General features: G+C 60.1%; 25 protein-coding genes. 12 read left to right on the forward strand and 13 right to left on the reverse strand.

Going from position 1 to position 20,194, the window contains the following annotated elements; translation table 11 throughout:
* Window positions 1–151: 151 nt before the first annotated feature.
* Entirely contained in the window at window positions 152–949 is a 798-nt protein-coding gene (locus tag FHT82_RS14205; protein WP_183731453.1) for an aminoglycoside phosphotransferase family protein, read from the forward strand.
* On the opposite strand, the gene FHT82_RS14210 is transcribed toward FHT82_RS14205, so the two are convergent.
* The gene (locus FHT82_RS14210; RefSeq protein WP_183731456.1) at window positions 946–1,965 is read right to left on the reverse strand and encodes an NAD(P)H-binding protein; all 1,020 of its coding nucleotides are present in this window, start codon (window positions 1,963–1,965) and stop codon (window positions 946–948) included. The genes FHT82_RS14205 and FHT82_RS14210 overlap by 4 nt on opposite strands.
* Window positions 1,966–2,054: 89 nt before the next feature.
* On the opposite strand from FHT82_RS14210, the gene FHT82_RS14215 reads away from it, so the two are divergent.
* Entirely contained in the window at window positions 2,055–2,963 is a 909-nt protein-coding gene (locus tag FHT82_RS14215) for a LysR family transcriptional regulator (protein WP_183731459.1), read from the forward strand.
* Window positions 2,964–2,998: 35 nt separating this feature from the next.
* Here FHT82_RS14215 and FHT82_RS14220 read toward each other — a convergent pair whose 3' ends face one another.
* Window positions 2,999–3,280 (reverse strand): DUF2188 domain-containing protein, encoded by a 282-nt coding sequence (locus FHT82_RS14220; RefSeq protein ID WP_007824317.1) that lies wholly within the window; start codon window positions 3,278–3,280, stop codon window positions 2,999–3,001.
* A gap of 237 nt (window positions 3,281–3,517) precedes the next feature.
* Here FHT82_RS14220 and FHT82_RS14225 point away from each other — a divergent pair, with 237 nt between their 5' ends.
* Window positions 3,518–4,612 carry a calcium:proton antiporter gene (locus tag FHT82_RS14225; protein ID WP_183731462.1) on the forward strand — a complete coding sequence of 365 codons (1,095 nt, stop codon included), beginning with the start codon at window positions 3,518–3,520 and terminating at the stop codon, window positions 4,610–4,612.
* 124 nt (window positions 4,613–4,736) lie between these two features.
* Here the strand turns inward: FHT82_RS14225 and FHT82_RS14230 are convergent, their stop codons facing one another.
* Window positions 4,737–5,939, reverse strand: a complete 1,203-nt coding sequence (locus FHT82_RS14230) for a pyridoxal phosphate-dependent aminotransferase (protein WP_183731465.1) — start codon at window positions 5,937–5,939, stop codon at window positions 4,737–4,739.
* A 385-nt stretch (window positions 5,940–6,324) separates the two neighbouring features.
* Here FHT82_RS14230 and FHT82_RS14235 point away from each other — a divergent pair, with 385 nt between their 5' ends.
* The 3 genes from FHT82_RS14235 to FHT82_RS14245 all read left to right on the forward strand — a co-directional run bounded on the left by FHT82_RS14235 (window position 6,325) and on the right by FHT82_RS14245 (window position 8,210).
* Window positions 6,325–6,624, forward strand: coding sequence for a hypothetical protein (locus FHT82_RS14235; protein WP_183731468.1), 300 nt, complete (start codon window positions 6,325–6,327; stop codon window positions 6,622–6,624).
* Window positions 6,614–6,946, forward strand: coding sequence for a sortase (locus FHT82_RS14240; protein ID WP_183731470.1), 333 nt, complete (start codon window positions 6,614–6,616; stop codon window positions 6,944–6,946). Before FHT82_RS14235 ends, FHT82_RS14240 begins: the two co-directional genes overlap by 11 nt.
* 109 nt (window positions 6,947–7,055) lie before the next feature.
* A complete protein-coding gene (locus tag FHT82_RS14245) occupies window positions 7,056–8,210 on the forward strand; it encodes a PQQ-dependent sugar dehydrogenase (protein WP_183732747.1) in 1,155 nt (384 codons plus the stop codon).
* Here FHT82_RS14245 and FHT82_RS14250 read toward each other — a convergent pair.
* Window positions 8,207–8,656: a hypothetical protein gene (locus FHT82_RS14250; RefSeq protein WP_183731473.1), complete on the reverse strand. Its 450-nt coding sequence runs from the start codon at window positions 8,654–8,656 to the stop codon at window positions 8,207–8,209. The two genes, FHT82_RS14245 and FHT82_RS14250, sit on opposite strands and share 4 nt — an antisense overlap.
* Entirely contained in the window at window positions 8,629–9,168 is a 540-nt protein-coding gene (locus FHT82_RS14255) for a DUF1176 domain-containing protein (protein ID WP_183731475.1), read from the reverse strand. The genes FHT82_RS14250 and FHT82_RS14255 overlap by 28 nt, the downstream gene beginning before the upstream one ends.
* Window positions 9,169–9,300: 132 nt before the next feature.
* On the opposite strand from FHT82_RS14255, the gene FHT82_RS14260 reads away from it, so the two are divergent.
* From FHT82_RS14260 to FHT82_RS14270, 3 genes are all read left to right on the forward strand, one after another.
* Window positions 9,301–10,191, forward strand: coding sequence for a DMT family transporter (locus FHT82_RS14260; protein ID WP_183731478.1), 891 nt, complete (start codon window positions 9,301–9,303; stop codon window positions 10,189–10,191).
* Between the two features lie 489 nt (window positions 10,192–10,680).
* Complete coding sequence (locus tag FHT82_RS14265; protein ID WP_007824341.1) at window positions 10,681–10,896, forward strand: cold-shock protein; 216 nt, start codon at window positions 10,681–10,683, stop codon at window positions 10,894–10,896.
* A gap of 143 nt (window positions 10,897–11,039) precedes the next feature.
* Window positions 11,040–11,513: a BA14K family protein gene (locus FHT82_RS14270; RefSeq protein WP_183731481.1), complete on the forward strand. Its 474-nt coding sequence runs from the start codon at window positions 11,040–11,042 to the stop codon at window positions 11,511–11,513.
* Between the two features lie 65 nt (window positions 11,514–11,578).
* On the opposite strand, the gene FHT82_RS14275 is transcribed toward FHT82_RS14270, so the two are convergent.
* Window positions 11,579–12,451: an oxidoreductase gene (locus FHT82_RS14275; protein WP_183731484.1), complete on the reverse strand. Its 873-nt coding sequence runs from the start codon at window positions 12,449–12,451 to the stop codon at window positions 11,579–11,581.
* 98 nt (window positions 12,452–12,549) lie between these two features.
* Here FHT82_RS14275 and FHT82_RS14280 point away from each other — a divergent pair, with 98 nt between their 5' ends.
* Window positions 12,550–12,930 carry a helix-turn-helix domain-containing protein gene (locus FHT82_RS14280; protein WP_246698138.1) on the forward strand — a complete coding sequence of 127 codons (381 nt, stop codon included), beginning with the start codon at window positions 12,550–12,552 and terminating at the stop codon, window positions 12,928–12,930.
* Here FHT82_RS14280 and FHT82_RS14285 read toward each other — a convergent pair.
* From FHT82_RS14285 to FHT82_RS14305, 5 genes are all read right to left on the reverse strand, one after another.
* The gene (locus tag FHT82_RS14285; protein ID WP_183731487.1) at window positions 12,927–14,303 is read right to left on the reverse strand and encodes an ATP-binding protein; all 1,377 of its coding nucleotides are present in this window, start codon (window positions 14,301–14,303) and stop codon (window positions 12,927–12,929) included. The genes FHT82_RS14280 and FHT82_RS14285 overlap by 4 nt on opposite strands.
* Before the next feature lie 25 nt (window positions 14,304–14,328).
* Entirely contained in the window at window positions 14,329–15,030 is a 702-nt protein-coding gene (locus FHT82_RS14290; RefSeq protein ID WP_183731490.1) for a response regulator transcription factor, read from the reverse strand.
* Entirely contained in the window at window positions 15,031–15,522 is a 492-nt protein-coding gene (locus FHT82_RS14295) for a MarR family transcriptional regulator (RefSeq protein WP_183731493.1), read from the reverse strand. It lies immediately after the preceding gene.
* A 774-nt stretch (window positions 15,523–16,296) separates the two neighbouring features.
* Window positions 16,297–16,563: a hypothetical protein gene (locus FHT82_RS14300; RefSeq protein WP_183731496.1), complete on the reverse strand. Its 267-nt coding sequence runs from the start codon at window positions 16,561–16,563 to the stop codon at window positions 16,297–16,299.
* 294 nt (window positions 16,564–16,857) lie between these two features.
* Entirely contained in the window at window positions 16,858–17,475 is a 618-nt protein-coding gene (locus tag FHT82_RS14305; protein ID WP_183731498.1) for a DUF1236 domain-containing protein, read from the reverse strand.
* A 279-nt stretch (window positions 17,476–17,754) separates the two neighbouring features.
* Between FHT82_RS14305 and FHT82_RS14310 the strand changes: the two genes are divergently transcribed.
* Complete coding sequence (locus tag FHT82_RS14310) at window positions 17,755–18,399, forward strand: MBL fold metallo-hydrolase (protein WP_183731533.1); 645 nt, start codon at window positions 17,755–17,757, stop codon at window positions 18,397–18,399.
* Between the two features lie 2 nt (window positions 18,400–18,401).
* The gene (locus FHT82_RS14315; RefSeq protein WP_183731536.1) at window positions 18,402–18,971 is read left to right on the forward strand and encodes a DUF1349 domain-containing protein; all 570 of its coding nucleotides are present in this window, start codon (window positions 18,402–18,404) and stop codon (window positions 18,969–18,971) included.
* Window positions 18,972–19,015: 44 nt separating this feature from the next.
* Here the strand turns inward: FHT82_RS14315 and FHT82_RS14320 are convergent, their stop codons facing one another.
* Together FHT82_RS14320 and proC are read right to left on the reverse strand one after the other, a co-directional pair.
* Complete coding sequence (locus FHT82_RS14320; RefSeq protein WP_183731538.1) at window positions 19,016–19,357, reverse strand: tRNA-binding protein; 342 nt, start codon at window positions 19,355–19,357, stop codon at window positions 19,016–19,018.
* 9 nt (window positions 19,358–19,366) lie between these two features.
* Window positions 19,367–20,194, reverse strand: coding sequence for a pyrroline-5-carboxylate reductase (gene proC, locus FHT82_RS14325; RefSeq protein ID WP_183731541.1), 828 nt, complete (start codon window positions 20,192–20,194; stop codon window positions 19,367–19,369).

The raw sequence follows: 20,194 nt of genomic DNA on the forward strand, positions 1-20,194 counted from the left end.
TACGGCGGGATTTCCATTTCAGGGCATTGCCGCTAGAGCGCCGTGCGTCCATTCGGACGCACGAAGGACGCTCTAACTCTTTGAAGAATCTACGCATCAGGCTTTCCGAAAATCGATTCCGAATTTCGGGCCGATGCTGTAGCATGCACGCATGTTCTCGCCTTATCTCGAACGCTGGTCGCTGACATCGGACGGCGAACCCATCATCACCCATTCAAGCCGTCTCCTGCCGGTCATCTGGCAGGACAAACCTGCCATGCTGAAAGTCGCAACCGACAGCAGCGAGCGTGACGGCGCATTGCTGATGAAATGGTGGGATGGCGATGGCGCGGCTCGTGTCTACGCGCATGAAGGCGACGCTGTCCTTCTGGAACGGGCAACGGACAAATATTCACTGCTTAATATGGCGCTGAACGGCGAAGACGATGAAGCAAGCCGCATCATGGTGCGCACTGCAGCAAGGCTGCACGCGCCGCGCCCTACGCCTCTTCACGATTCCCCAACACTTGAGCGCTGGTTCCGCAGTCTGGAACCGGCAGCACATACCTATGGCGGCACCTTTGTCGATTGCTGGAAGATCGCCAGCAATCTACTTGCTGCACCACAGCAGCTCAGCATTCTCCATGGCGACATCCATCACCGCAACATCCTCGATTTCGGTGACCGAGGCTGGCTGGCAATCGATCCCAAGCGGATCTATGGCGAGCGCGGTTACGACTTCGCCAATATCTTCGCCAACGAAGACCTGCCGACGGTGACAGATCCCGAACGCCTCCAACGTCAGTTGCCGATCGTCTCCAAGGAAGCCGATATCGAGCCGGCGCGACTGCTCAAATGGATCGTCGCCTATTCCGGTCTCTCCGCAGCCTGGTTCCTTGAAGATGACGACCATGCCTCGGCGGAGAAGCCTCTGACGGTCGCGCGCATCGCACTCGCGGAACTTGCTTAACCCGCCTTTTTGGCGTGCGAAGGAAGCGCCGTTGCACCATGCGGTTCCGATATCGAGCCCTGGGCGATGAGCGACGCACGCACGGCCTCATCGATCGGCGTATGCGGCTCGGTTCCGAGTTCGGCCACCAGCCTGTCGTTCTTCATGCGCAACGGTACCTTCCAGAGATAGCGCATCTCCTTCAACTCCCGCATGACAGTCATGAAGGGAGCAAGCAGCGGCACAACGAACCATGGAAAGCGGCCGATCTTCGCCTTGCCGCCGGCGACACGTTGAACCGCCTCCGCCATCTGGCGGCCATCGCAATCCCAGAAGCCGTTCATGTGATAGCAGGCGAAGGCCGGCAGGCGTTCGGCTCGCTCGACGAGCTGCACCATCGTCTCGGCAACATCGGGCAGATAGGCCCAATGGTGCCCGACGCCGGGCAAAGCCGGGTTCCTGATGGTACCAACAGGCTTGCCCGGTGTGGCGAAAGCGGCGGAGAACCAGCTGTTGCCGGTAGCGCCCGGCCCGAAAAAATCCCCAGCGCGAACGATGATGACACCTGTGCCGGTCTCAGAGGCAGCCTTCAGGCTCTTCTCCATCTCGACACGGATCTTGCCCTTCTTTGTCACCGGATGCTGCGGACTGTCCTCCATCACATCAGGAAAGGCATCTGGCCCGAAATTATAGACGGTACCCGGCAGCAGGATGCGCGCACCGACGGCACGAGCCGCCGCAATCGTATTCTCCAGCATCGGCGGAACCAGCTTCTCCCAGTCACGATAGCCGGGCGGATTGACGGCGTGGACGATAAGGCTCGTGCCCTCCCCAGCACTGCGCACATCGGCCGCGTTCATCGCGTCGCCCTGCACCCACTCGAAACCCAGCTCGCTCCCGGATGCCTTCGCAGCGTTTCGGTTGAGCGCCCTCACCTTCCAGCCGCGCGCCCGCAGCTTGCGGGCGACTGCGCCGCCGATGCCGCCGGTCGCGCCGAGAACGAGCGCCAGTTTCCTGTCCTGATATTCGCTGCTCATGATCGTCTCCTTGTTCAATGAGACGACTATGCCTCCACAGGCAGATAAACAAAATTGACGAAATAAGTTGCATCGCTATACATAAATATATGAACATCGAACCAAGCTGGGACTTCTACCGCTCCTTTCTCACCGTGGTGAGGCAGGGATCGCTTTCGGCCGCCGCCCGCGAACTCGGCCTGACGCAGCCGACGATCGGCCGCCATATCGACGCACTGGAGGAGGCTGTCGGCGCGGAGCTTTTCATCCGCTCATCCAACGGCCTGCTGCCGACAGACGTGGCGCTCGATCTCCAGCCCTATGCCGAAATGCTCGCGACCACGGCTGCTGCCCTCCTGCGCACCGCATCCAGCCAGCGCGACAAGGTGGAAGGCACCGTGCGTATCAGTGCCAGCGAAGTGATCGGCATCGAGGTGCTGCCGCCGATCATTGCCGATCTGCAGGACGCCTATCCCGGATTGCAGGTGGAACTTTCGGCCTCCGATGCGCTGGAAGATCTGATGAACCGGGAGGCGGATATTGCCGTGCGCATGGCCGAGCCGCAGCAGGATGCGCTGGTGGTGCGGCGCATCGGCGATATTCCGCTCGGCTTTCATGCGCATCGCCGCTATCTGGAACGCCACGGCACGCCGCAGACCATGGCCGAGCTTGCCGGCCATCGCCTCATCGGCTTTGACCGGCAGACGGCCTATATCCGCATGATGCGCACGCTCCACCCGCTGGCCGACGAGCTTGCCTATTCCTTCCGCACCAGCAGCCATCTGGCGCATTACACAGCCATTCGTGCCGGCATCGGCGTTGGCATCTGCCAGACGGGGCTTGCCCGTCCAAACCCCGACCTCGTCCATATCATGGCGGATGAATTCGAAATCCCCCTCGGCACATGGGTCGCCATGCACGAGAGCCTCAAGACCTCACCACGCTGCCGCGTTACCTTCGACGCGCTGGTCAGGGGCCTGCTAAACTATATCAAGTCATGCAAGGAAACGCGCGCCTGACGACGCGCTGAAAGACGATAGAAATCGGCGGAAGATCAGGGCTCCGGAGAAACCTCTGGGGAACGGCCCTTGGTAAAGCCGTCCACGACCTCGGTCTCAGGACGATCGCCGCCCTCGGCATATTCCTCGTGCCACTTGCCCTGCGCATCCTGCCAGCTGATCTCCGCGGAATCACCGCCGACCTGCTGTTCGGCTGCAACGATGCGGGCTGCTTCGAGCGCTTCGGAGTGGCTCGGAAATGCCTCGGAATAGACGTCCCCAAGCTTGTAGGCCCAGCCGCCGTCATGCGGTACGACTTCGTAGACCACCTTGACCATGCATGTGTCTCCTCTTTTCTCCTTGCGCATCCGTGGGCTTCCGGATCATGTCCGGTTCAGCGCGGGCCGCTTGAGAAGATTTCGAGGACGCCGCGATCTGTTTTCCGGCTGCCGTATGAAAAGCAGTATTCCATTAATCGTCACAGACTGCAAATTCCATCAGTCGCGAGTCTGCTTGCATAGAAAAATCACCGGCTTAGATTGCCCAGGGAATCAAAATCGGCGCTGGTGATAGACATGGCATTGCATCTTAAGGAGGAAAGATTCCTGATCGTGGCGGTCGTCGTCGCGGTCATCGCCTATTTGCTGGAACATTCTGTTATGGAGGCCGGTCGAGGCATGGCGCTCGTCGCAGCCGCCGCCCTGATCGTAACCATCGTGCTCGCCTCCATGCGCGTCGCCCATCATGCCGAACTGCTAGCCGTCAAGGTCGGCGACCCCTACGGCACGATGATCCTGACACTCTCGGCCGTCGCCGTCGAAGTCATCATCCTCGGCATCATGATAAGCGGCGAAGAAAGCTCGCCGACGCTGGTGCGCGACACGATCTATTCGGCACTCATGCTCGACATCAACGGCGTCCTCGGCCTTGCCGCCCTCCTCGGCGGCCTGAAGCACGGCGAGCAGCCCTATAACGACAATTCCGGCAAGACCTATGGCGTGATGATCCTGACGGCCATGGGCATTTCGATGATCGTTCCGGAATTCGTGCCCGACGATAAATGGCATTATTACTCGGGCTTCACCATCATCGCGATGATTGCCCTCTACGGCCTCTTCCTGCGCATGCAGGTTGGCCAGCACAGCTACTTCTTCTCCTACAGCTACCCGCGCTCGGAACGGCAGAAGGAACATCCCGAGGAGCACGATGAAGAGGGTTCGGTCTCAACCTCGATCGCATTCATCCTCATCGGTGTCGTCATCATCGGTACGCTCGCCGAATTCATGTCAGGTTTTATGAGCGAAGGCCTGCGCGACAGCGGTGCTCCGATTGCCGTAACGGCCATCGTGGTTGCCGCCATCTCCGCAGCACCGGAAATCCTGACGGCCTTGCGGGCGGCCCTGCGCAACCGCATGCAGGCAACCGTCAACATAGCTATGGGTGCCTCTCTCTCGACGGTCATCCTGACAGTGCCGGTCATGGAGGGGATCGCGCTCTACACCGGCCAGCCCTTCATCATGGCCATGTCGCCGGTCCAGACGGTCATGGTGTCGATCACCCTGATTGCCGCTGCCATCAACCTTAACGATGGTGAGACGAACGCCATCGAGGGCATGACCCATTTCATCCTCTTCGCCACCTTCATCATGCTGACCGCGATCGGACTTTGAATCTGAAATCAGCGACTTGGCGGCAAAAGCGGAATCATTTCCGCAGCACGTTGAAGTGAAAAACGACACAATAAAAAAGCCCGCCATCTCTGGCGAGCTCTTCGAATGGGGCTGATGCCACCGATTACTTGCAGGCCGCGCAGAAGCGCTGAATGCGGCGGCAGGCTTCCTCGAGCAGCTCTTCCGAGGTCGCATAGGAGATGCGGAAGTTCGGGCCGAGGCCGAAGGCCGAGCCGTGCACGACGGCAACACCTTCCGATTCCAGCAGCTCGGAAACGAAATCCTCATCGTTCTCGATCACCTTGCCCGACGGAGCCGTCTTGCCGATCAACCCGGCGCAGGACGGATAAACGTAGAAGGCGCCTTCCGGCACCGGGCAGACGATGCCCTTGGCCTGGTTCAGCATGGAAACGACGAGATCGCGACGGCCTTCGAAGATCTTCTTGTTCTCAGGGATGAAGTCCTGTGTGCCGTTCAACGCTTCGACAGCCGCCCACTGGGCGATCGAGGTCGCACCGGATGTCTGCTGCCCCTGAATCATGTCCATAGCCTTGATCAGCTGGATCGGGCCTGCCGCATAGCCGATGCGCCAGCCAGTCATCGCATAGGCCTTGGAGACGCCGTTCATCGTCAGGGTGCGGTCGTAGAGCTTCGGCTCGACTTCGACCGGCGTGACGAATTTGAAGTCGCCATAGGTCAGATGCTCGTACATGTCGTCGGTCAGCACCCAGACATGCGGATGCTTCATCAGCACATCGGTCAGCGCCTTCAGCTCAGCATGCGTATAGGCGGCGCCCGTCGGGTTGGACGGCGAGTTGAAAATGAACCATTTGGTCTTCTGCGTGATCGCCTTTTCGAGATCGGCGGGCTGGAGCTTGAAATTATGCTCCTGGGTGGCCGAAACGAAAACCGGCGTGCCGCCGCAAAGCGCCACCATCTCGGGATAGGACACCCAGTAAGGCGCGGGGATCACGACTTCATCGCCGGGGTTCAGCGTCGCCATGAAGGCGTTGAAAAGGATCTGCTTGCCGCCCGTGCCGACGATCGTCTGCTCCCAGGAATATTCCAGACCGTTCTCGCGCTTGAACTTGGCGGCAATCGCCTTGCGCAACTCGGGGATACCGGATACCGGCGTGTATTTCGTCTCGCCGCGATTGATCGCGTCGATAGCGGCTTTCTTGATATTATCGGGCGTATCGAAATCCGGCTCGCCGGCACCAAGGCCGATGACATCGCGTCCTTTGGCTTTCAGCTCGCGCGCTTTCTGAGAAACAGCGATGGTGGCTGAAGGCTTCACGCGGGAAAGGGCATCGGCAAGGAAAGCCATGATATCGGTCCTACAAGGTTGAAACGGGCAGAAGGCCGGGACCGGAGTTCTGCGCTAAGCTCTATGTCCAATGTATGACAGCATTTCAAGCGCAAAGGCGTGATGGCGACGATGATTCTTATTGATCTATTGCCGCAGCCGCATCCGGAATTCTGAACCGCGCTTCGGCGAGACGCCGCAGATGACTGATCCAGCCTCACAGGAAGTTGAATTAGTTTCTGAAGTCGGCCCCGTTTTATTCCTTAAAATCAAGGTTATCGGCCGTTTACCATTTGCCACGAATAAGCCGCAACAAATGCTGCGGCATGCCGCAATTCGGTCGTGAGAGCGCCGAGATCAAACCGGTATTCTATCACCATCGGACATTGGTTATTGAGGGCATGCCATGTTTCTGGAAGACGAGCGCGCGGCGGGACGCCTGCGCACAAGCCGGGTTTGCCTGTCGCTGATGGTGGCAGTCATCGCTTTTGCATGCTGTGTCGTCGCGACATTCAGCCTCTTTTCAGTCGCCGAAGCAGCACCGGCCATGGCCTCCAGCGCCCTCCAGGCAACGCATGCCGACCAGACGATCACCCAAGGCCTGACGATGCTTTTTGCCGCCTTTGTCGCAGCAAACGGTTTTGCCATCTGGCTGCGACGCATCAAGGGTCTCGTTGTTTCGGGAGGCAAGGGCGATGCCCGGTAGATCGCAGCGTACAGGCGGGAACGAGGATGAAGACGCGTTCGAGCCGCTGCCGACCTACATGGAGCTCGCCATGGCTGCCGCCGCGGCCCACGAGGCGCCGCCCGCATCGCCGAGACCCCGCCTCCCCGGACTTTCGATCATCGAGAAATTGGTCGCCGTTGGTATCGTGTGCCTCGCCTTCTACGGCATGGCGCTGATCGGCTGCGGGCTTTTCCTGAAGGCCGAAGCAAAGCGCACTGGTTTCATCACACAACGGATGATGAGTGCGGAGCTGCAATATGCTGATTTCGACACCCGCTTCCCTCCTCCTGTGATCAACTGACCTCCTCTCATTCAACCTGAGAACACGAAACCGTTATGGCGCGCCAAACATGGTTGAAGCGCCCCATGCCCTACGCCATCTTTCCCAGAAACTGCCGATGGGGACTATGATGGACGCCATTTCGACATTCCGTTTCGCCGCGCTGCTCGCCGGCGTTGCTGCCTTTGCAGGTCCCGCCCTTGCCCAGACTGGGGATATCGTCAAGACGCAGGAAGTCTCGGTTCGTGTCGAGAAACTCGCAGAGGGACTGGAGCACCCCTGGGCGGTCGAGGTCCTGCCTGATGGCAGCTATATCGTTACGGAGCGGCCGGGACGACTGCGCATCATCCGCGACGGCAAGGTTTCCGACCCGATCGGTGGCGTGCCTGAGGTCAACGCGCGCGGTCAGGGCGGCCTGATGGATGTCGCCCTCTCCCCGGATTTTGCCACCAGCCGCAAACTCTATCTGACCGCCGCAACTGCCAACAACAGAGGCTCTGGCACGGAAGCCTTCAGCGCCACGCTGTCATCAGATGAAAAGAGCCTCGAAAACGTCACGCCCGTCTTCACCATGCGGCTTTTTACCCGCGGCAACATCCAGTACGGCTCGCGCATCGCAATCGCGCCCGACGGCTCGCTGTTCATCAGCGTCGGCGACCGCGGCAACCGCGACCGGTCGCAGGATTGGAAGGATGACGCCGGTTCCATCGTCCACCTCAACGCCGATGGCAGCACTCCCGCCGACAATCCCTTCAAGGACAGCAGCAAGGCCCTGCCGGAAATCTGGTCCAAGGGCCATCGCAACCCGCAGGGCATCGCCTTCGACAGTGCCAACGGCAAGCTCTACACCGTCGAGCATGGCGCGCGCGGCGGTGACGAAATCAACAATCCCGAGCCCGGAAAGAACTACGGCTGGCCGATCATCACTTACGGCCGCGACTATTCCGGCGCCAAGATCGGTGAAGGAACTGCCAAGGAGGGCCTGGAGCAGCCCCTGCACTATTGGGACCCGTCGATCGCGCCGGGTGCCCTCGCCGTCTATCGCGGCAAGATGTTTCCGGAATGGAACGGCAATTTCATCATCGCCGCCCTGAAATTCCAGTTGCTGTCGCGCATGCAGCGGGATGCAAGCGGCGCCTTCACCACCGAGGAACGCATGTTCGAAGGCAATTATGGCCGCATCCGCGATGTCATCGTCGCCCCCGATGGCGCACTGCTGATGGTGACCGACGAGGATGATGGTGAACTGCTCCGGGTTTCCCGCGCCCAGGACCGGGCCGGCTAAAGCGCGCTTCGCAATTCCCTGCGGATCACGAATTTCAGCCCCGACCATGTCTCGTCGACGGCGCAGACCTTGACGTCGACGAGTCCGGTCGGCAGCAGGATCTCGCGTAGCCCATCCTCAGTGATGCTGGTCGGCACTTTCGAGCTCTTCTTCGGCCAGGATATCCAGACCATGCCGTCGGGCCTGATGGCCCGAAGCAGCCCAGTGGCCATCTCTTCCAATGCCGTGCGCTGCGTTTCGAAGACATGAATATAATCGAACTGCCGACAGGAGCCCGGCGGCAAGCTATGCTCGACCGAAGCAAAACCTTCAAAACCATCGATCTCGGTCAGCCCGCCGGGAACATTGATGAGCAAGGCAACCAGCCCTGGCTTCAACCCCAATTTCCGGATGAGCGGCGTGCCGGAATATCCTGCGATCACTGGCGCTTCCATATGAGCGGCCATGCCGCCGGGCCGCCGTCACCTCCGGCATCGCATTCTTCCTTGATCCGCACTTCCTCGAGAACAAGCAAATCCTTGCTGCCCGGCTCGGCAGCGCGCCAGACATAATAGCTGCCACAATCGCCCATGCCTCGCCCTTTCAGGAAGGAGGTAAAACGCCCCTCCACCCTATCGTAACGGATGTTGAAGGCTGTATCGCCCGTCGTTTCCGAAAACTTCAGCGGGAAGATCGCCCTGGAAATCTCCTCACCGTAACCGCCATAAAGCGCGAACGGCATATTGTAGGCACCTGCCAGGCCGCACGGCACGATGATCAGCCTCTTTCCTCCGGCATCGACAACCTGGAAGGCATCGCCATAGGCAAGGCGGCTCTCTTCGATATGGCAGTCGCGATCCTTGGGCTCGATGTCTGACCGCACCGCCTTTGGCAGATCGGCAAAGCGCAAAATCGGCCGCACGGATGAGGATGTCTCGGCCGACGCTTCCCCGAGCCCCGACACAACGATTACCGTCACAACGGCAACCCTTCGCACCCCCATGCGCACGCCTTCAAACCGTTTGGCAAAACCTCGTCCTTGCTCAAAAGAAATGCAACTGCTAACCCACAAAGCATAACTCCTAGACGCTTCCCCAACATTGAGGGTGAAATGACGCGCGTTCAAGCGAACCTCCTTCTATTGCTCGCAGCCGCGATCTGGGGCGGAGGCTTCGTCGCCCAATCGACGGCAATGAAGGCGATCGGCCCCTTCTGGTTTATCGGCCTGCGTTTCGCCATCGCTGCACTCGCCACTCTGCCCTTCACGCTCCTTGAAGCCCGCAAAGTAAAGGTCGCCACCAGCCGCAGGCACCTCGGCCTCTATCTGATGATCGGCCTTGCGCTCTTCGGTGGCGCATCGACACAGCAGATCGGCCTGCAGACGACGACCGTCACCAATTCCAGCTTCATCACCGGACTCTATGTGATCTTCGTGCCGTTGATTGCTGTTTTCTTCCTCCGTCGCTCGCCGCACTGGGTCATCTGGCCGGGCGCAATCATGGCCGTATCAGGCATTTATCTTCTCTCCGGCGGCCAGTTCTCGTCGCTCACCGTCGGCGACCTGCTCACAGTCGTCTGCGCCATCTTCTGGTCCGTCCAGATTACGCTTGCTGGAACGACGGTCGCCGAAACCGGCCGGCCTCTTGCCCTGTCCAGCGCCCAGTTCGCGTTTACGGCAGTCTGCGCACTCATCATCGCCGCGATATTCGAACCGATCAGGCTGACAGATATCCGCGCAGCAGCGCCCGAAATTCTCTATGTCGGCATCTTCTCCTCCGGCGTCGCCTTCGTGCTGCAGGTCATCGCCCAGCGCTACACCACGCCGTCGCAGGCGGCGATCTTCCTCTCCGCCGAAGCGCTGTTCGGCGCCACGCTCGCCGCACTTCTCTTGGGCGAAAGCATGCCGCCGCTTGGTTATGTCGGTTGCGCACTGATGTTTACCGCTATGCTTGTAGTCGAACTCGTGCCCGAAATGACCCGTCGCCGCGCGCAAATGGTCTGAACACGCGTCCATTTGTGGGGCATTCAGAGCCATCTAGAAATTTTTTTATGCTGGCGACAAGACGCGCTATCGTTGTATTTTTGGTAAATTCTGCCCGGAACTTATATTGCAGACGATATAAAACGTTAATCATTTGCTTCTGACGGAGGATTTTTTGCGTTTTCGCGAAAACAGGCCAGATTTGCGGGTGTGTTCTTAGCAACACGTTAAAAAACTTTTGCTTGCCAAAATCCGTCAAACGCAGCACTCTTCGCGCGTTCGGGCATTTTGCGAGCATGGGAAGTCCTTAAGAATTTGCGCGCCGGAAACGCTAATATTCCGGTCAGCTGGTTCCAAAAAACAGCAGGCAATAAGTCCTGTCTGGAGCCGGCGGAGGTAGAGGGGACCTTTTTCTCACATTTCAAGATCTGCCTGCCAGCGTCTTCGCAAGAAGGCAATAGCGTAATGCTGCCCGTGTGGATGGCGGGCGGAGACAAAAGGACCTGAGGCATGGCCGAGACTGGCACTGTAAAATTCTTCAATACCGACAAGGGCTTCGGCTTTATCAAGCCGGACAAGGGCGGCGCCGATATCTTCGTTCACATTTCTGCCGTTCAGGCTTCCGGTCTGGCCGGTCTGACGGAAAATCAGAAGGTAAGCTTCGACACGGAGCCGGATCGCCGCGGCAAGGGTCCGAAGGCCGTCAATCTGCAGATTTCAGGCTGACCCTCGCATAGGCATGGAATTCGAGTTGAAGCCCGGCAGCGATGCCGGGTTTTGTCGTTCAGACTCCATTCAGCATGAAGCCACTAGTTTCGGAACCATAGAGAAGGGACCGCTTCCGGTTCCCGATACTGGGATTTTACGCCATGAACAGGCTTGCAAAGACCATTCTTCTGACGGCAACTGCCGTTGCCCTGACCCTCTCGGCCATCGGCGAAGCCTCGGCTGGCGACCGCTACTGGCGTCACGGCCACGACCACGGCAACGATGCACTCGTTGGCGGCGCTGTCGGCCTTGCCACGGGCCTGATCGTCGGCTCTGCCATCGCCAATGCCAATAACGGCCCGGTCTACGAAGAGCGCCGCTACATCGACCCGCCGGTCTATGAGCCGGAATATGCTCCGCCGCCGGTCTATCGCGCGCCGCGTCCCGTCTATTCCGAGCCCGTCTATTCCGAGCCGGTCTATGGTCGCCCTGTCTACGGTCGCTCGGTCGGCGCCATGGAACCCTGGAGCGCTCAATGGCAGCGCTATTGCTCCTACCGCTACCGCAGCTTCGATCCGCAGAGCGGCACCTATGTCGGCAATGACGGTCGCGAGCACTTCTGCGTCGCAAGCTGATAGGCAGAAAACACTCTGACGAGAAGAGCGCCGCCACAGAGCGGCGCTCTTCTTTTGTCGATATCTCAGCCGGCCTTCTTCTCCCAGGGCATAGGCTTGGCACCTCCGCCCTGTTCGAAATCGGTCGACTGGCTGACGACACGCCATGTGCGATCGGCCTCCATTCGCGCGGCATCCGCCTTTTCTACCGCTGCAGCCGCATCGCTGCCGAGCAGCAGTCGCAGCGGCGGCGCATCGAGCGAAGCAATATGCAGCACCACGGCAGCCGCCTTGGTCGGATCGCCGGGCTGGCGGCCATTATAGTTGCGCTGGTAATCTGCCATGGCGCCGACTGTTTCGGCATATTCCGGACGGCCTTCGAAAAGAACCGTCGAGGAGCCGGCGAAATCCGTACGGAAACCGCCGGGCTCGATCACTGTCACCTTGATGCCGAGCGGTCCGACCTCCTTGGAGAGCACTTCGGAAAAGCCTTCGACGCCCCATTTCGCCGCCGCATAGGGTGCACGTCCGACAGGCCCAATCCTGCCGCCGACGGACGAGAACTGGATGATATGCCCTGCCCCCTGCCCGCGCATGACCGGGATCGCCGCCTTTGTCATGATGATTGTGCCGAAGAGATTTGTCTCGATCTGTGCCCGGAAATCCGCAAGGCTCGTATCCTCGATCGGCGCGACATTGCCGTAACCTGCATTGTTGACCAGCACGTCGAGCCGGCCGAATGTTTCGACCGCGGTCTTCACCACAGTCTCAGCCGCCGCCTCATCGGTCACATCGAGTGGCAACGCGAGAACGCGTGGGCCATACGTTTCGACGAGATCGGCAAGCTGGCCCGGATCGCGCGCCGTCGCAACCAGCTTGTCACCAGCTTCGAGCACGGCATTTGCCAACGCCCGGCCAAGGCCGCGCGAACTTCCTGTAATCAACCAAACCTTCGACATTGGAAACCTCCTTTTCGGTTCCCCATCCATTTAGGACCTATTGTTTCCATTAGAAAGAAGGTACCTTAGAGATCTATACGCACCTGAAAGTAACCACGATGAAAGACGATATCTTCGATTTCTGCCGCAACATGAGCGACGAGCAGGATGCGCGAGCCCGGCAGATGCTGGAACGCGCCGCTGCGAAATGGCCGCTGCGCGTCCTGCACGTGCTTTCCGAGGCCGATGGCCCCTTGCGGTTTTCAAGGGTGCTGGAGCGGGTGGAGGATATCAGCCAGAAGGTGCTGACACAGACCCTGCGCACGCTCGAAAGCGACGGCCTCGTCATCCGCACGCTCTATCCGCAGGTGCCGCCGCGCGTGGAATACGAGCTGACGCCGCTCGGCCGCGAATTGCTGACGCAGGTCGTCTCGCTGTGGCGCTGGATCGTCATCCACCTGAATGAATTCGACACCTCCAAATCGGCGGCCAGGAATTAGGCTGGAATACGTACCGTCGCTCTCAGCCCTCCAAGCGGGCCGTCGCCAAGCGTGATGTTGCCGCCGTGGCTGCGCGCGATATCCCTCACGATGGCAAGCCCGAGACCAGTGCCCGAAGCATCGAGATTGCGTGCGCTATCCAGCCGGAAGAACGGCTTGAACACATCCTCCCGGTACTTCTCCGGAATGCCGGGACCATTGTCATCGAAGACGATCGTCAGCCATTTCGCACCATGCTTGGCCTCGATATGGAGCGTGTCGGCGTAACGCCTTGCATTCGAGGCGAGATTGGTCACAAGTCGCAGGAAGGCATTGGGGCGCACCGAGATATGGTCCTCGCCCTCGATGGAATAGGTCAACACCTTGCCGTGAAGCTCGAAATCGATCTCGAGCTTCTCGAAGATCTCGCTGAGCTTCAGCTCGCCGACATCCTCCTCCACCTCACCCTTGGCAAAGGCCATATAGGCCTCCAGCATGGTCTGCATGTCGTTGACGTCTTCATTGAGCCCGGCAAGATCAGGGTTATCCCCGGCGAGCGCCAGCTGCAGCTTGAAACGCGTCAGGATGGTTCTAAGGTCGTGGCTGACGCCTGAGAGCATCGCGGTGCGCTGCTCCATCTGCCGCTCGATACGCTCACGCATGAGAATGAAAGCAAGGCCGGCCCGGCGAACCTCGTCAGCGCCGCGCGGATAGAAACTATCGGCCTTCTGCCCCTTGCCGAAGCTTTCCGCCGCCCGCGCCAGATTGAGGATCGGCCGGATCTGGCCGCGCAGGAAGAGGATCGAGATCGCGATCAGCACCAGTGACGCGCCAACCATCCAGAGAATGAAGATATGGGTATTCGATGCATAGGCCTGGCTGCGCTTCGTGATGACGCGCAGGATGCGGTTGTCGAGCTTGATGCGGATCTCGATGAGGTTGGAATTGCCGACCGTATCGATCCAGAACGGACGGCGGATTTCCTCGGTGATCTCGTCGCTCAGAATGCCGTCGAGAATCGAGAAAAACGGCTTTTCGCGCGGCGGCGGTAGATCTCCATCCGGCTCGATTGAAATCTGCAAGTTGAGCTGATCGCGGGCAATGCGGGTTATATCGCTATAATCGGCATCCTGCGGAAAGGTGTCGATGATCTCGATAATGGCGGCGATATCTCGGGTCACGGCAAGCGACAGCCGCTCCGTCACCATCTGCCAGTGACGCTCCATGAACACAGCTGCGACGACCGACTGCAGAAGCACCATCGGAATGATGATGATGAGCAGCGAACGCGTATAGAGGCCTGTCGGCAATCGCCGGCGCAGCCAGCGGACGAACCAGCGCCAGCCGGGTGCAGGAGAGCGGTCTTCCCGCCGCAGGCTGTCGAATGTCACCATTTGCGCCGGTCCCGAACCTGTCGTTTCAGTCGATGCTCAGCCTGTATCCGATACCGCGCACTGTCTGCAGCCAGACCGGATTGGCAGGATCGTCCTCGATCTTGCGGCGCAGGCGGTTGATCTGAACGTCGATGGTGCGTTCGCCGACTTCCGCATCGTCTCCGATCAACTCGTGCCGCGGGATCGTGTCGCCGGCCCGACGGGCAAAAAGCAGCATGATCTCCTGCTCACGATCCGTCAGGCGGATTACTTCCGCCGCCTTCTTCAACTCCTTGCGCGTCAGCGAAAAAGTATAGGGGCCGAACATGATCTGCTCGATCTTCGGCGTATCGCCGCCGCTGTTGCGTCGCAGGATGTTGTTGACGCGCAGCACCAGTTCGCGCGGATCGAAAGGCTTGGAGAGATAGTCGTCGGCACCTGCCTCGAGACCGGCGATGCGGTTGTCGGATTCGGCAAGTGCGGTCAGCATGATGATCGGCACGTTCTTCACGGCCCTGAGCCCGCGCGTCACGTCGATGCCGGATTCCCCCGGCATCATCACGTCCATGATGATGAGGTCGAAATCGAGCCCCGCGAGCTTGCGCTGCGCCTCCGCCCCATCGGAGGCAATGGTCACACGAAAACCGTTTTCCGTCAGGTAGCGGTTCAGGAGCGCGCGGATACGGGTGTCGTCGTCGACGACGAGAAGATGCGCCGCATCATCGGAAATGCCTGTTTTCACCGCCATTCAACCCGCCTTCTGTCTGTCTCGCATGCCTCTGAGGAATGCCTTTACGCCCTCCCGCGCCTCCGGGGAAGCTCCCTCGAATGCCCGTTCAATACGGCGTGATTGCGGCTCGGCAAGCGCCAGTGCCAGCTCCCTGCCCGATTTGGTGGGATAGAGCTTGCGCTGGCGGCGATCCTCCGGGCCTGCCACCTGCCGAATATAGCCTGAATCGATCAGTTGTTTCAGCACTCTTGCGAGGCTCTGCTTGGTGATCTTCAGCGTATCGAGCAGATCGGCGACCGTCATGCCTGGATTGCGGTTGACGAAGTGCACGACGCGGTGATGTGCCCGCCCGAAGCCACTCTTTTCGAGAATGGCGTCGGGATCGGATACGAAGTCGCGATAGGCGAAGAAGAACAGCTCGATGATCTCGAAATCGATGATGCCGACATCCTCCATCGGCGTGGCCAGCGGCTGAGGTTTGCCTGCTTTCGAGCTGGTCTGTCGTGGCACTCGGCATTTCCTCTCTCTTAGCGCGATGTCAGCGACGTTTTCATAAAAATATGCCAGCCTTGGTGACATGAATTTACGTCGCCGATAGCTTCCCTAAACTTTGCGGGAGCCCCGCACGGACTGTTCTTTTCCCGAAAACTAAAGCCCGCCCGACAAATCTCCAACGCAACGCGCAGTTTCCCCTTGCGTCAGTGGATAGAACGTAATGGGGACAACAATCAACAGACATGGCGCAAACGCGCCGGAGGGGGCAAGGTCTTCAAACTCACTGAAACACAATCAGCGCCTGCGCAAGTCACCGAGATCCTCGGCTTCAAGATGCCTACTCCGTCGAGAAGCTGGACACGGCAACGGTCAAACGCCTAAGCGCCAGCCCTTCCCGACGCTTACGTGCGGCCGATCGCGTAGCGCGGCAGCAAGATGATGGATGTTTCCGCCCAGGCGAACTGCATCAACATGGCAATTGCCATCCGGCGTGGGCAATGACTTCAACCCGGCTGAAAAGCCGAAGGGCATTTGCCTAGATTCTTCCCGGAAGAACTTAGAGCCTCTCCGAGTGCTTCCCGACCGGCTTGGCCGCGGAAGTCACCCTATGTCCAAAATCAGCCGTATCGCCTCACGTCGGAGACGATCTCGGGAACGCTGATGAACGACTGCATGAAGGAAATCTATCCGGCCGCTGCAACCGCCGCCGAATAAGACCTCAGCCAATCCGGCCAGACGCTTACGTCTGCCGGGGCGTTTCGTTGTCCAGCGTCCAGAGCGCTCGAACCTTCAGCGTGCCTTGGCCATGACCAGCCCGGCGAGCGTCGAAAGGATGCCGCCGCCGATCAGCCCGCCGATGCCATCGGCGATCAGCCCGGTCATTGCCGCTTCGCCACCGAGCATGCTGAGCAACATGCCGCCGCCGATACCGCCGATAGCGCCCGCGATCGTGCGGGCAACGACGTTGATCGCCTGCTGCTTGAGTGCAGCACTTGCGACATTGCCGCCAACAGCACCCGCAATCAATTGTGTGATGAGCGGAAGTAGCGCTTCCATAATTTCCTCCTCTGACGATCTCCCCGATCGCCGACTCATGCCATCACCGGATGACATATTGGAATATTATCATATTCAGGAGGAGAAGTAGAGAATTCTGGCAACCCATGCGAGAGCTTATAAAGATCGCCCCGGGCGGATACGCTTGCTTTTTCGTCTTGCCCGGTCTCGTCCCGAGCATCTGCGGTCGCCCATCAGCAACAGATATCAGGCAGGAGGCTGAGGATGACGCCAAGTGGAGGCGAGGCCGCCGACAAACCGAAGGCGGCCGCATGGCCGCCTCTCCCCTTGAGCTTATTGATAGACATAGACGATGCGGCGCGTGCCCGGATCGACCAGCACTGGCCGGTCGTTGATGCGGACATAGCGGTACTGGTAATCCGGGATCGTCTGGAAGGTTACGTCGGCGGGCACTTCGGCACCGACGACGACATCGCCGCCAAGCTGCACGGTCTGTGTCGGGGTCGTGTCGATATAGGTGCGGACTTCGTCTGGCGGCGTGATGGCCTCGACCGAGCCGACCGGGCCGATCAACTCGTCGCCCGGTGCGGGCATAGGCTCTGCCGGCACGACGCTGGAGGTCGTTTCATAAGTCACGACAGGCACGCCGAGATCGGCGCGGTGCTGCTCGACGATGACGGGCGAGCCGCCCTGATCGACCTGCAGATATTCGGCATAGACCCAGCCGCGCACGCCATTCACGTCGACACGGCACCAGCGGCTGCCTTCGATACAGCCATCGAGCACGGCGGTCGAGCCGCGCGTGGCAAGACCGACGGAAGGATATTGCGGGCCGGGGCCGGAGCGGATGTTGAGGTCGTTGATGGACGTCGCCACCATGTCCGCCTGGGCGAAGCCGGCGCTTGCGGCCAGAAAGGCGCCGGCCAGCAGAAGGTTTCTCTTCAAGGTCATTGTAAGGTCTCCCTTGTTGTGATGGGCTGACAACGCGTGGGTTGCGAGGATGTTCCGCGGCGCACGAACTGGCTGACGAACGGCACGAGGAAATCCTCGATAAGCATCTGAAAAAATGGAATAAACCCGCCGGAGAGCATCACGACCCACCCTTTGAAAAGCCGATAAATTCCTGTTGCGGCTTGTCTTTTTCGCGTGAGTCTGCCGAAAATTCCGGCTGCCTTCGACTGCGTTTGCGCCTATAGAGACAGGTCATTGAAGACGCGAAGCGAGGCATTCATGGGCATGCTCCAGGCCGGTATCATTCCGGTGACACCCTTCCAGCAGAACTGCACCATTCTCTTCGATCCCGATACGAAGGAAGGCGTGGTCGTCGACCCCGGCGGCGATGTCTCGCTCATTGCGGGCGTGATCGAGGAGCACGGCCTCAAGATCAAGGAAATCTGGCTGACCCACGGCCATCTCGATCATGCGGGCGGTGCCAAGGAGCTCAAGGACAAGCTCGGCATCGACATCGTCGGCCCGCATGAGGATGATCTGCCACTCCTGCTGCGCATCGAGACCCAGGCCGCGAAATATGGCGTGCAGGGCCTGCAGAACGTCACGCCCGACCGCTGGCTGAAGGATGGCGACAAGGTCTCCTTCGGCTCGCACGAATTCGAGGTCTATCACACGCCGGGCCATGCGCCGGGCCACGTCATCTATTTCAACCGCGCCCAGAACTTCGCCCATCTCGGCGATGTGCTCTTCAACGGCTCGATCGGCCGCACCGACCTGCCGGGCGGCAATCATCGCCAGCTTCTCGATTCCATCCGGGACAAGGTGCTGCCGCTCGGCGACGACGTCGGCTTCATCTGCGGACACGGCCCCGGCAGCCGCATCGGCGACGAACGCCGTAATAATCCCTTCCTGCGGGAGATCTGAGCATGAAACACATGGCCTGGCTGAACGCGCCGCCCTTCTTCGAGGAACGCGACGGCGGCCTTCACGTCCGCTCCGGCGAGAAGACCGATTTCTGGCAGGGCACCTATTACGGCTTTCACCGCGACGACGGCCACTTCCTGCATGAAAGCCGCAAGGGCGATTTCACCGCCGAGGTCACCTTCTCCGGCAACTACGAAGCGCTCTACGATCAGGCTGGCCTGATGATCCGCGCCGATGAGAAGCACTGGATAAAATGCGGCATCGAATATACCGATGGGGCCAGGCACTTCAGCGCTGTGGTCACAAACGGCAATTCCGACTGGTCGGCTTTCCGTATCGGCCATGATTTCGATGCGATCTCAGTGCGCGCCACGCGCAATGGCGACGCTATCTTTATCCAGTACAGCACGGATACGATGGACGAATGGCGCATGGCCCGCCTCGCCTGGTTCGATCCCGCTTTCGAGAACGTGCTGGTCGGCCCCGTCTTCTGTTCGCCGCAACGCGCCGGTTTCGAAGCCGTCTTCCACGATTTTACGCTGACCGATCCGCTGTCTCGCGATATCCACTGAGTCCTTCCCACCGCGCGCGCCGACGATGACTCGCGTCGGCTCGCCTACATCAGCCTCTGACCGTTCGGCACCGGACGTTCGACCGCTGCAAGCACGATGTCGCCCTTCTCGTCCGCAAAACCGAGTGTGAGCACTTCCGAGCGGAACGGCCCGATCTGGCGCGGCGGAAAGTTGACGACGGCGAGGACCTGCCGTCCGACGAGCCGCTCCGGCGAATAGTGGACCGTGATCTGCGCGGAGGATTTCTTCACACCGATTTCGGAGCCGAAATCGATCAGCAGTTTGATTGCCGGCTTGCGGGCTTCCGGAAAGGGATTTGCTTCGATGACCGTGCCGACACGGATATCGACGCGCTCGAAATCGGCAAAGGTGATCTCTTCGGCCACGGTCTTCTCTCAGCCGGCGAGTTCTTCGGCGCGCTTGCGAGCTGCCGCGAGCGCCTGGTCGAACAGCGGCTGCATGCCATCTTCCGCCATCAGCACGGAAAGTGCTGCCGCAGTCGTGCCGCCCGGCGAGGTCACGTTCTGGCGCAGGCGCGCCGCGTCGTCGGGGGACTGGTGCAGCAGCTCACCAGCCCCCGCGACAGTTTCCCGCGCAAGACGCATGGCAAGGTCCGCCTGCAGGCCAAGTTTACGGCCCGCTTCTGCCATACACTCGACGAGATAGAACACATAAGCCGGCCCGCTGCCCGAGAGCGCCGTCACCGAATCGATGTCGGATTCGGCGGGCACCCATTCGACAGGGCCGGAGACACGAAGAAGAGCATTGACGCCGTCACGCTGTTTAGCGCTCACACGCGCATTGGCAAAGGCGCCGGTCACACCGCGCCCGACCATGGCAGGCGTGTTCGGCATCGCGCGCACCATGGCCGCTTCGCCGAGATGCTTTTCCAGGAAAGCCAGCGTCTTGCCAGCGGCGACCGAAACCACCACCGTCTGAGGCCCGACCACGCTTTTGACCGCCGGAAGCACGGCTTCCATCACCTGCGGCTTTACGGCAAGGAACAGTACGCCGGCCTTGAGACCGTCAGGAGCAGTCGTGACATGGGAGGCACCCGCATCGGCGATGGTCGCCAGCATCGCCGGCGACGGGCCGGGATCGACCACGACCACGGAGGAGCCCGGAACGCCGCTCTTCAGCCAGCCGGAAAGCATCGCTCCGCCCATATTGCCGGCACCGATGAGAACGACCGGATTGGCGGCGGAAAAGGCATTCGCAGGCAT

The sequence above is a fragment of the Rhizobium sp. BK275 genome (genome assembly GCF_014193555.1).
Lineage (GTDB): Bacteria > Pseudomonadota > Alphaproteobacteria > Rhizobiales > Rhizobiaceae > Rhizobium.

Coding starts and splice junctions, on each gene's coding strand:
- FHT82_RS14250 (WP_183731473.1), bottom strand. CDS start 8,656: ATGGCCGCTCATATGGAAGCGCCAGTGATCGCAGGATATTCCGGCACG.
- FHT82_RS14215 (WP_183731459.1), top strand. CDS start 2,055: ATGAACATCGAACCAAGCTGGGACTTCTACCGCTCCTTTCTCACCGTG.
- FHT82_RS14235 (WP_183731468.1), top strand. CDS start 6,325: ATGTTTCTGGAAGACGAGCGCGCGGCGGGACGCCTGCGCACAAGCCGG.
- FHT82_RS14315 (WP_183731536.1), top strand. CDS start 18,402: ATGAAACACATGGCCTGGCTGAACGCGCCGCCCTTCTTCGAGGAACGC.
- FHT82_RS14245 (WP_183732747.1), top strand. CDS start 7,056: ATGGACGCCATTTCGACATTCCGTTTCGCCGCGCTGCTCGCCGGCGTT.
- FHT82_RS14290 (WP_183731490.1), bottom strand. CDS start 15,030: ATGGCGGTGAAAACAGGCATTTCCGATGATGCGGCGCATCTTCTCGTC.
- FHT82_RS14225 (WP_183731462.1), top strand. CDS start 3,518: ATGGCATTGCATCTTAAGGAGGAAAGATTCCTGATCGTGGCGGTCGTC.
- FHT82_RS14220 (WP_007824317.1), bottom strand. CDS start 3,280: ATGGTCAAGGTGGTCTACGAAGTCGTACCGCATGACGGCGGCTGGGCC.
- FHT82_RS14240 (WP_183731470.1), top strand. CDS start 6,614: ATGCCCGGTAGATCGCAGCGTACAGGCGGGAACGAGGATGAAGACGCG.
- FHT82_RS14300 (WP_183731496.1), bottom strand. CDS start 16,563: ATGGAAGCGCTACTTCCGCTCATCACACAATTGATTGCGGGTGCTGTT.
- FHT82_RS14310 (WP_183731533.1), top strand. CDS start 17,755: ATGGGCATGCTCCAGGCCGGTATCATTCCGGTGACACCCTTCCAGCAG.
- FHT82_RS14205 (WP_183731453.1), top strand. CDS start 152: ATGTTCTCGCCTTATCTCGAACGCTGGTCGCTGACATCGGACGGCGAA.
- FHT82_RS14260 (WP_183731478.1), top strand. CDS start 9,301: ATGACGCGCGTTCAAGCGAACCTCCTTCTATTGCTCGCAGCCGCGATC.
- FHT82_RS14285 (WP_183731487.1), bottom strand. CDS start 14,303: ATGGTGACATTCGACAGCCTGCGGCGGGAAGACCGCTCTCCTGCACCC.
- FHT82_RS14275 (WP_183731484.1), bottom strand. CDS start 12,451: ATGTCGAAGGTTTGGTTGATTACAGGAAGTTCGCGCGGCCTTGGCCGG.
- FHT82_RS14265 (WP_007824341.1), top strand. CDS start 10,681: ATGGCCGAGACTGGCACTGTAAAATTCTTCAATACCGACAAGGGCTTC.
- FHT82_RS14270 (WP_183731481.1), top strand. CDS start 11,040: ATGAACAGGCTTGCAAAGACCATTCTTCTGACGGCAACTGCCGTTGCC.
- FHT82_RS14210 (WP_183731456.1), bottom strand. CDS start 1,965: ATGAGCAGCGAATATCAGGACAGGAAACTGGCGCTCGTTCTCGGCGCG.
- FHT82_RS14305 (WP_183731498.1), bottom strand. CDS start 17,475: ATGACCTTGAAGAGAAACCTTCTGCTGGCCGGCGCCTTTCTGGCCGCA.
- FHT82_RS14280 (WP_246698138.1), top strand. CDS start 12,550: ATGAAAGACGATATCTTCGATTTCTGCCGCAACATGAGCGACGAGCAG.
- proC (WP_183731541.1), bottom strand. CDS start 20,194: ATGCCTGCGAATGCCTTTTCCGCCGCCAATCCGGTCGTTCTCATCGGT.
- FHT82_RS14230 (WP_183731465.1), bottom strand. CDS start 5,939: ATGGCTTTCCTTGCCGATGCCCTTTCCCGCGTGAAGCCTTCAGCCACC.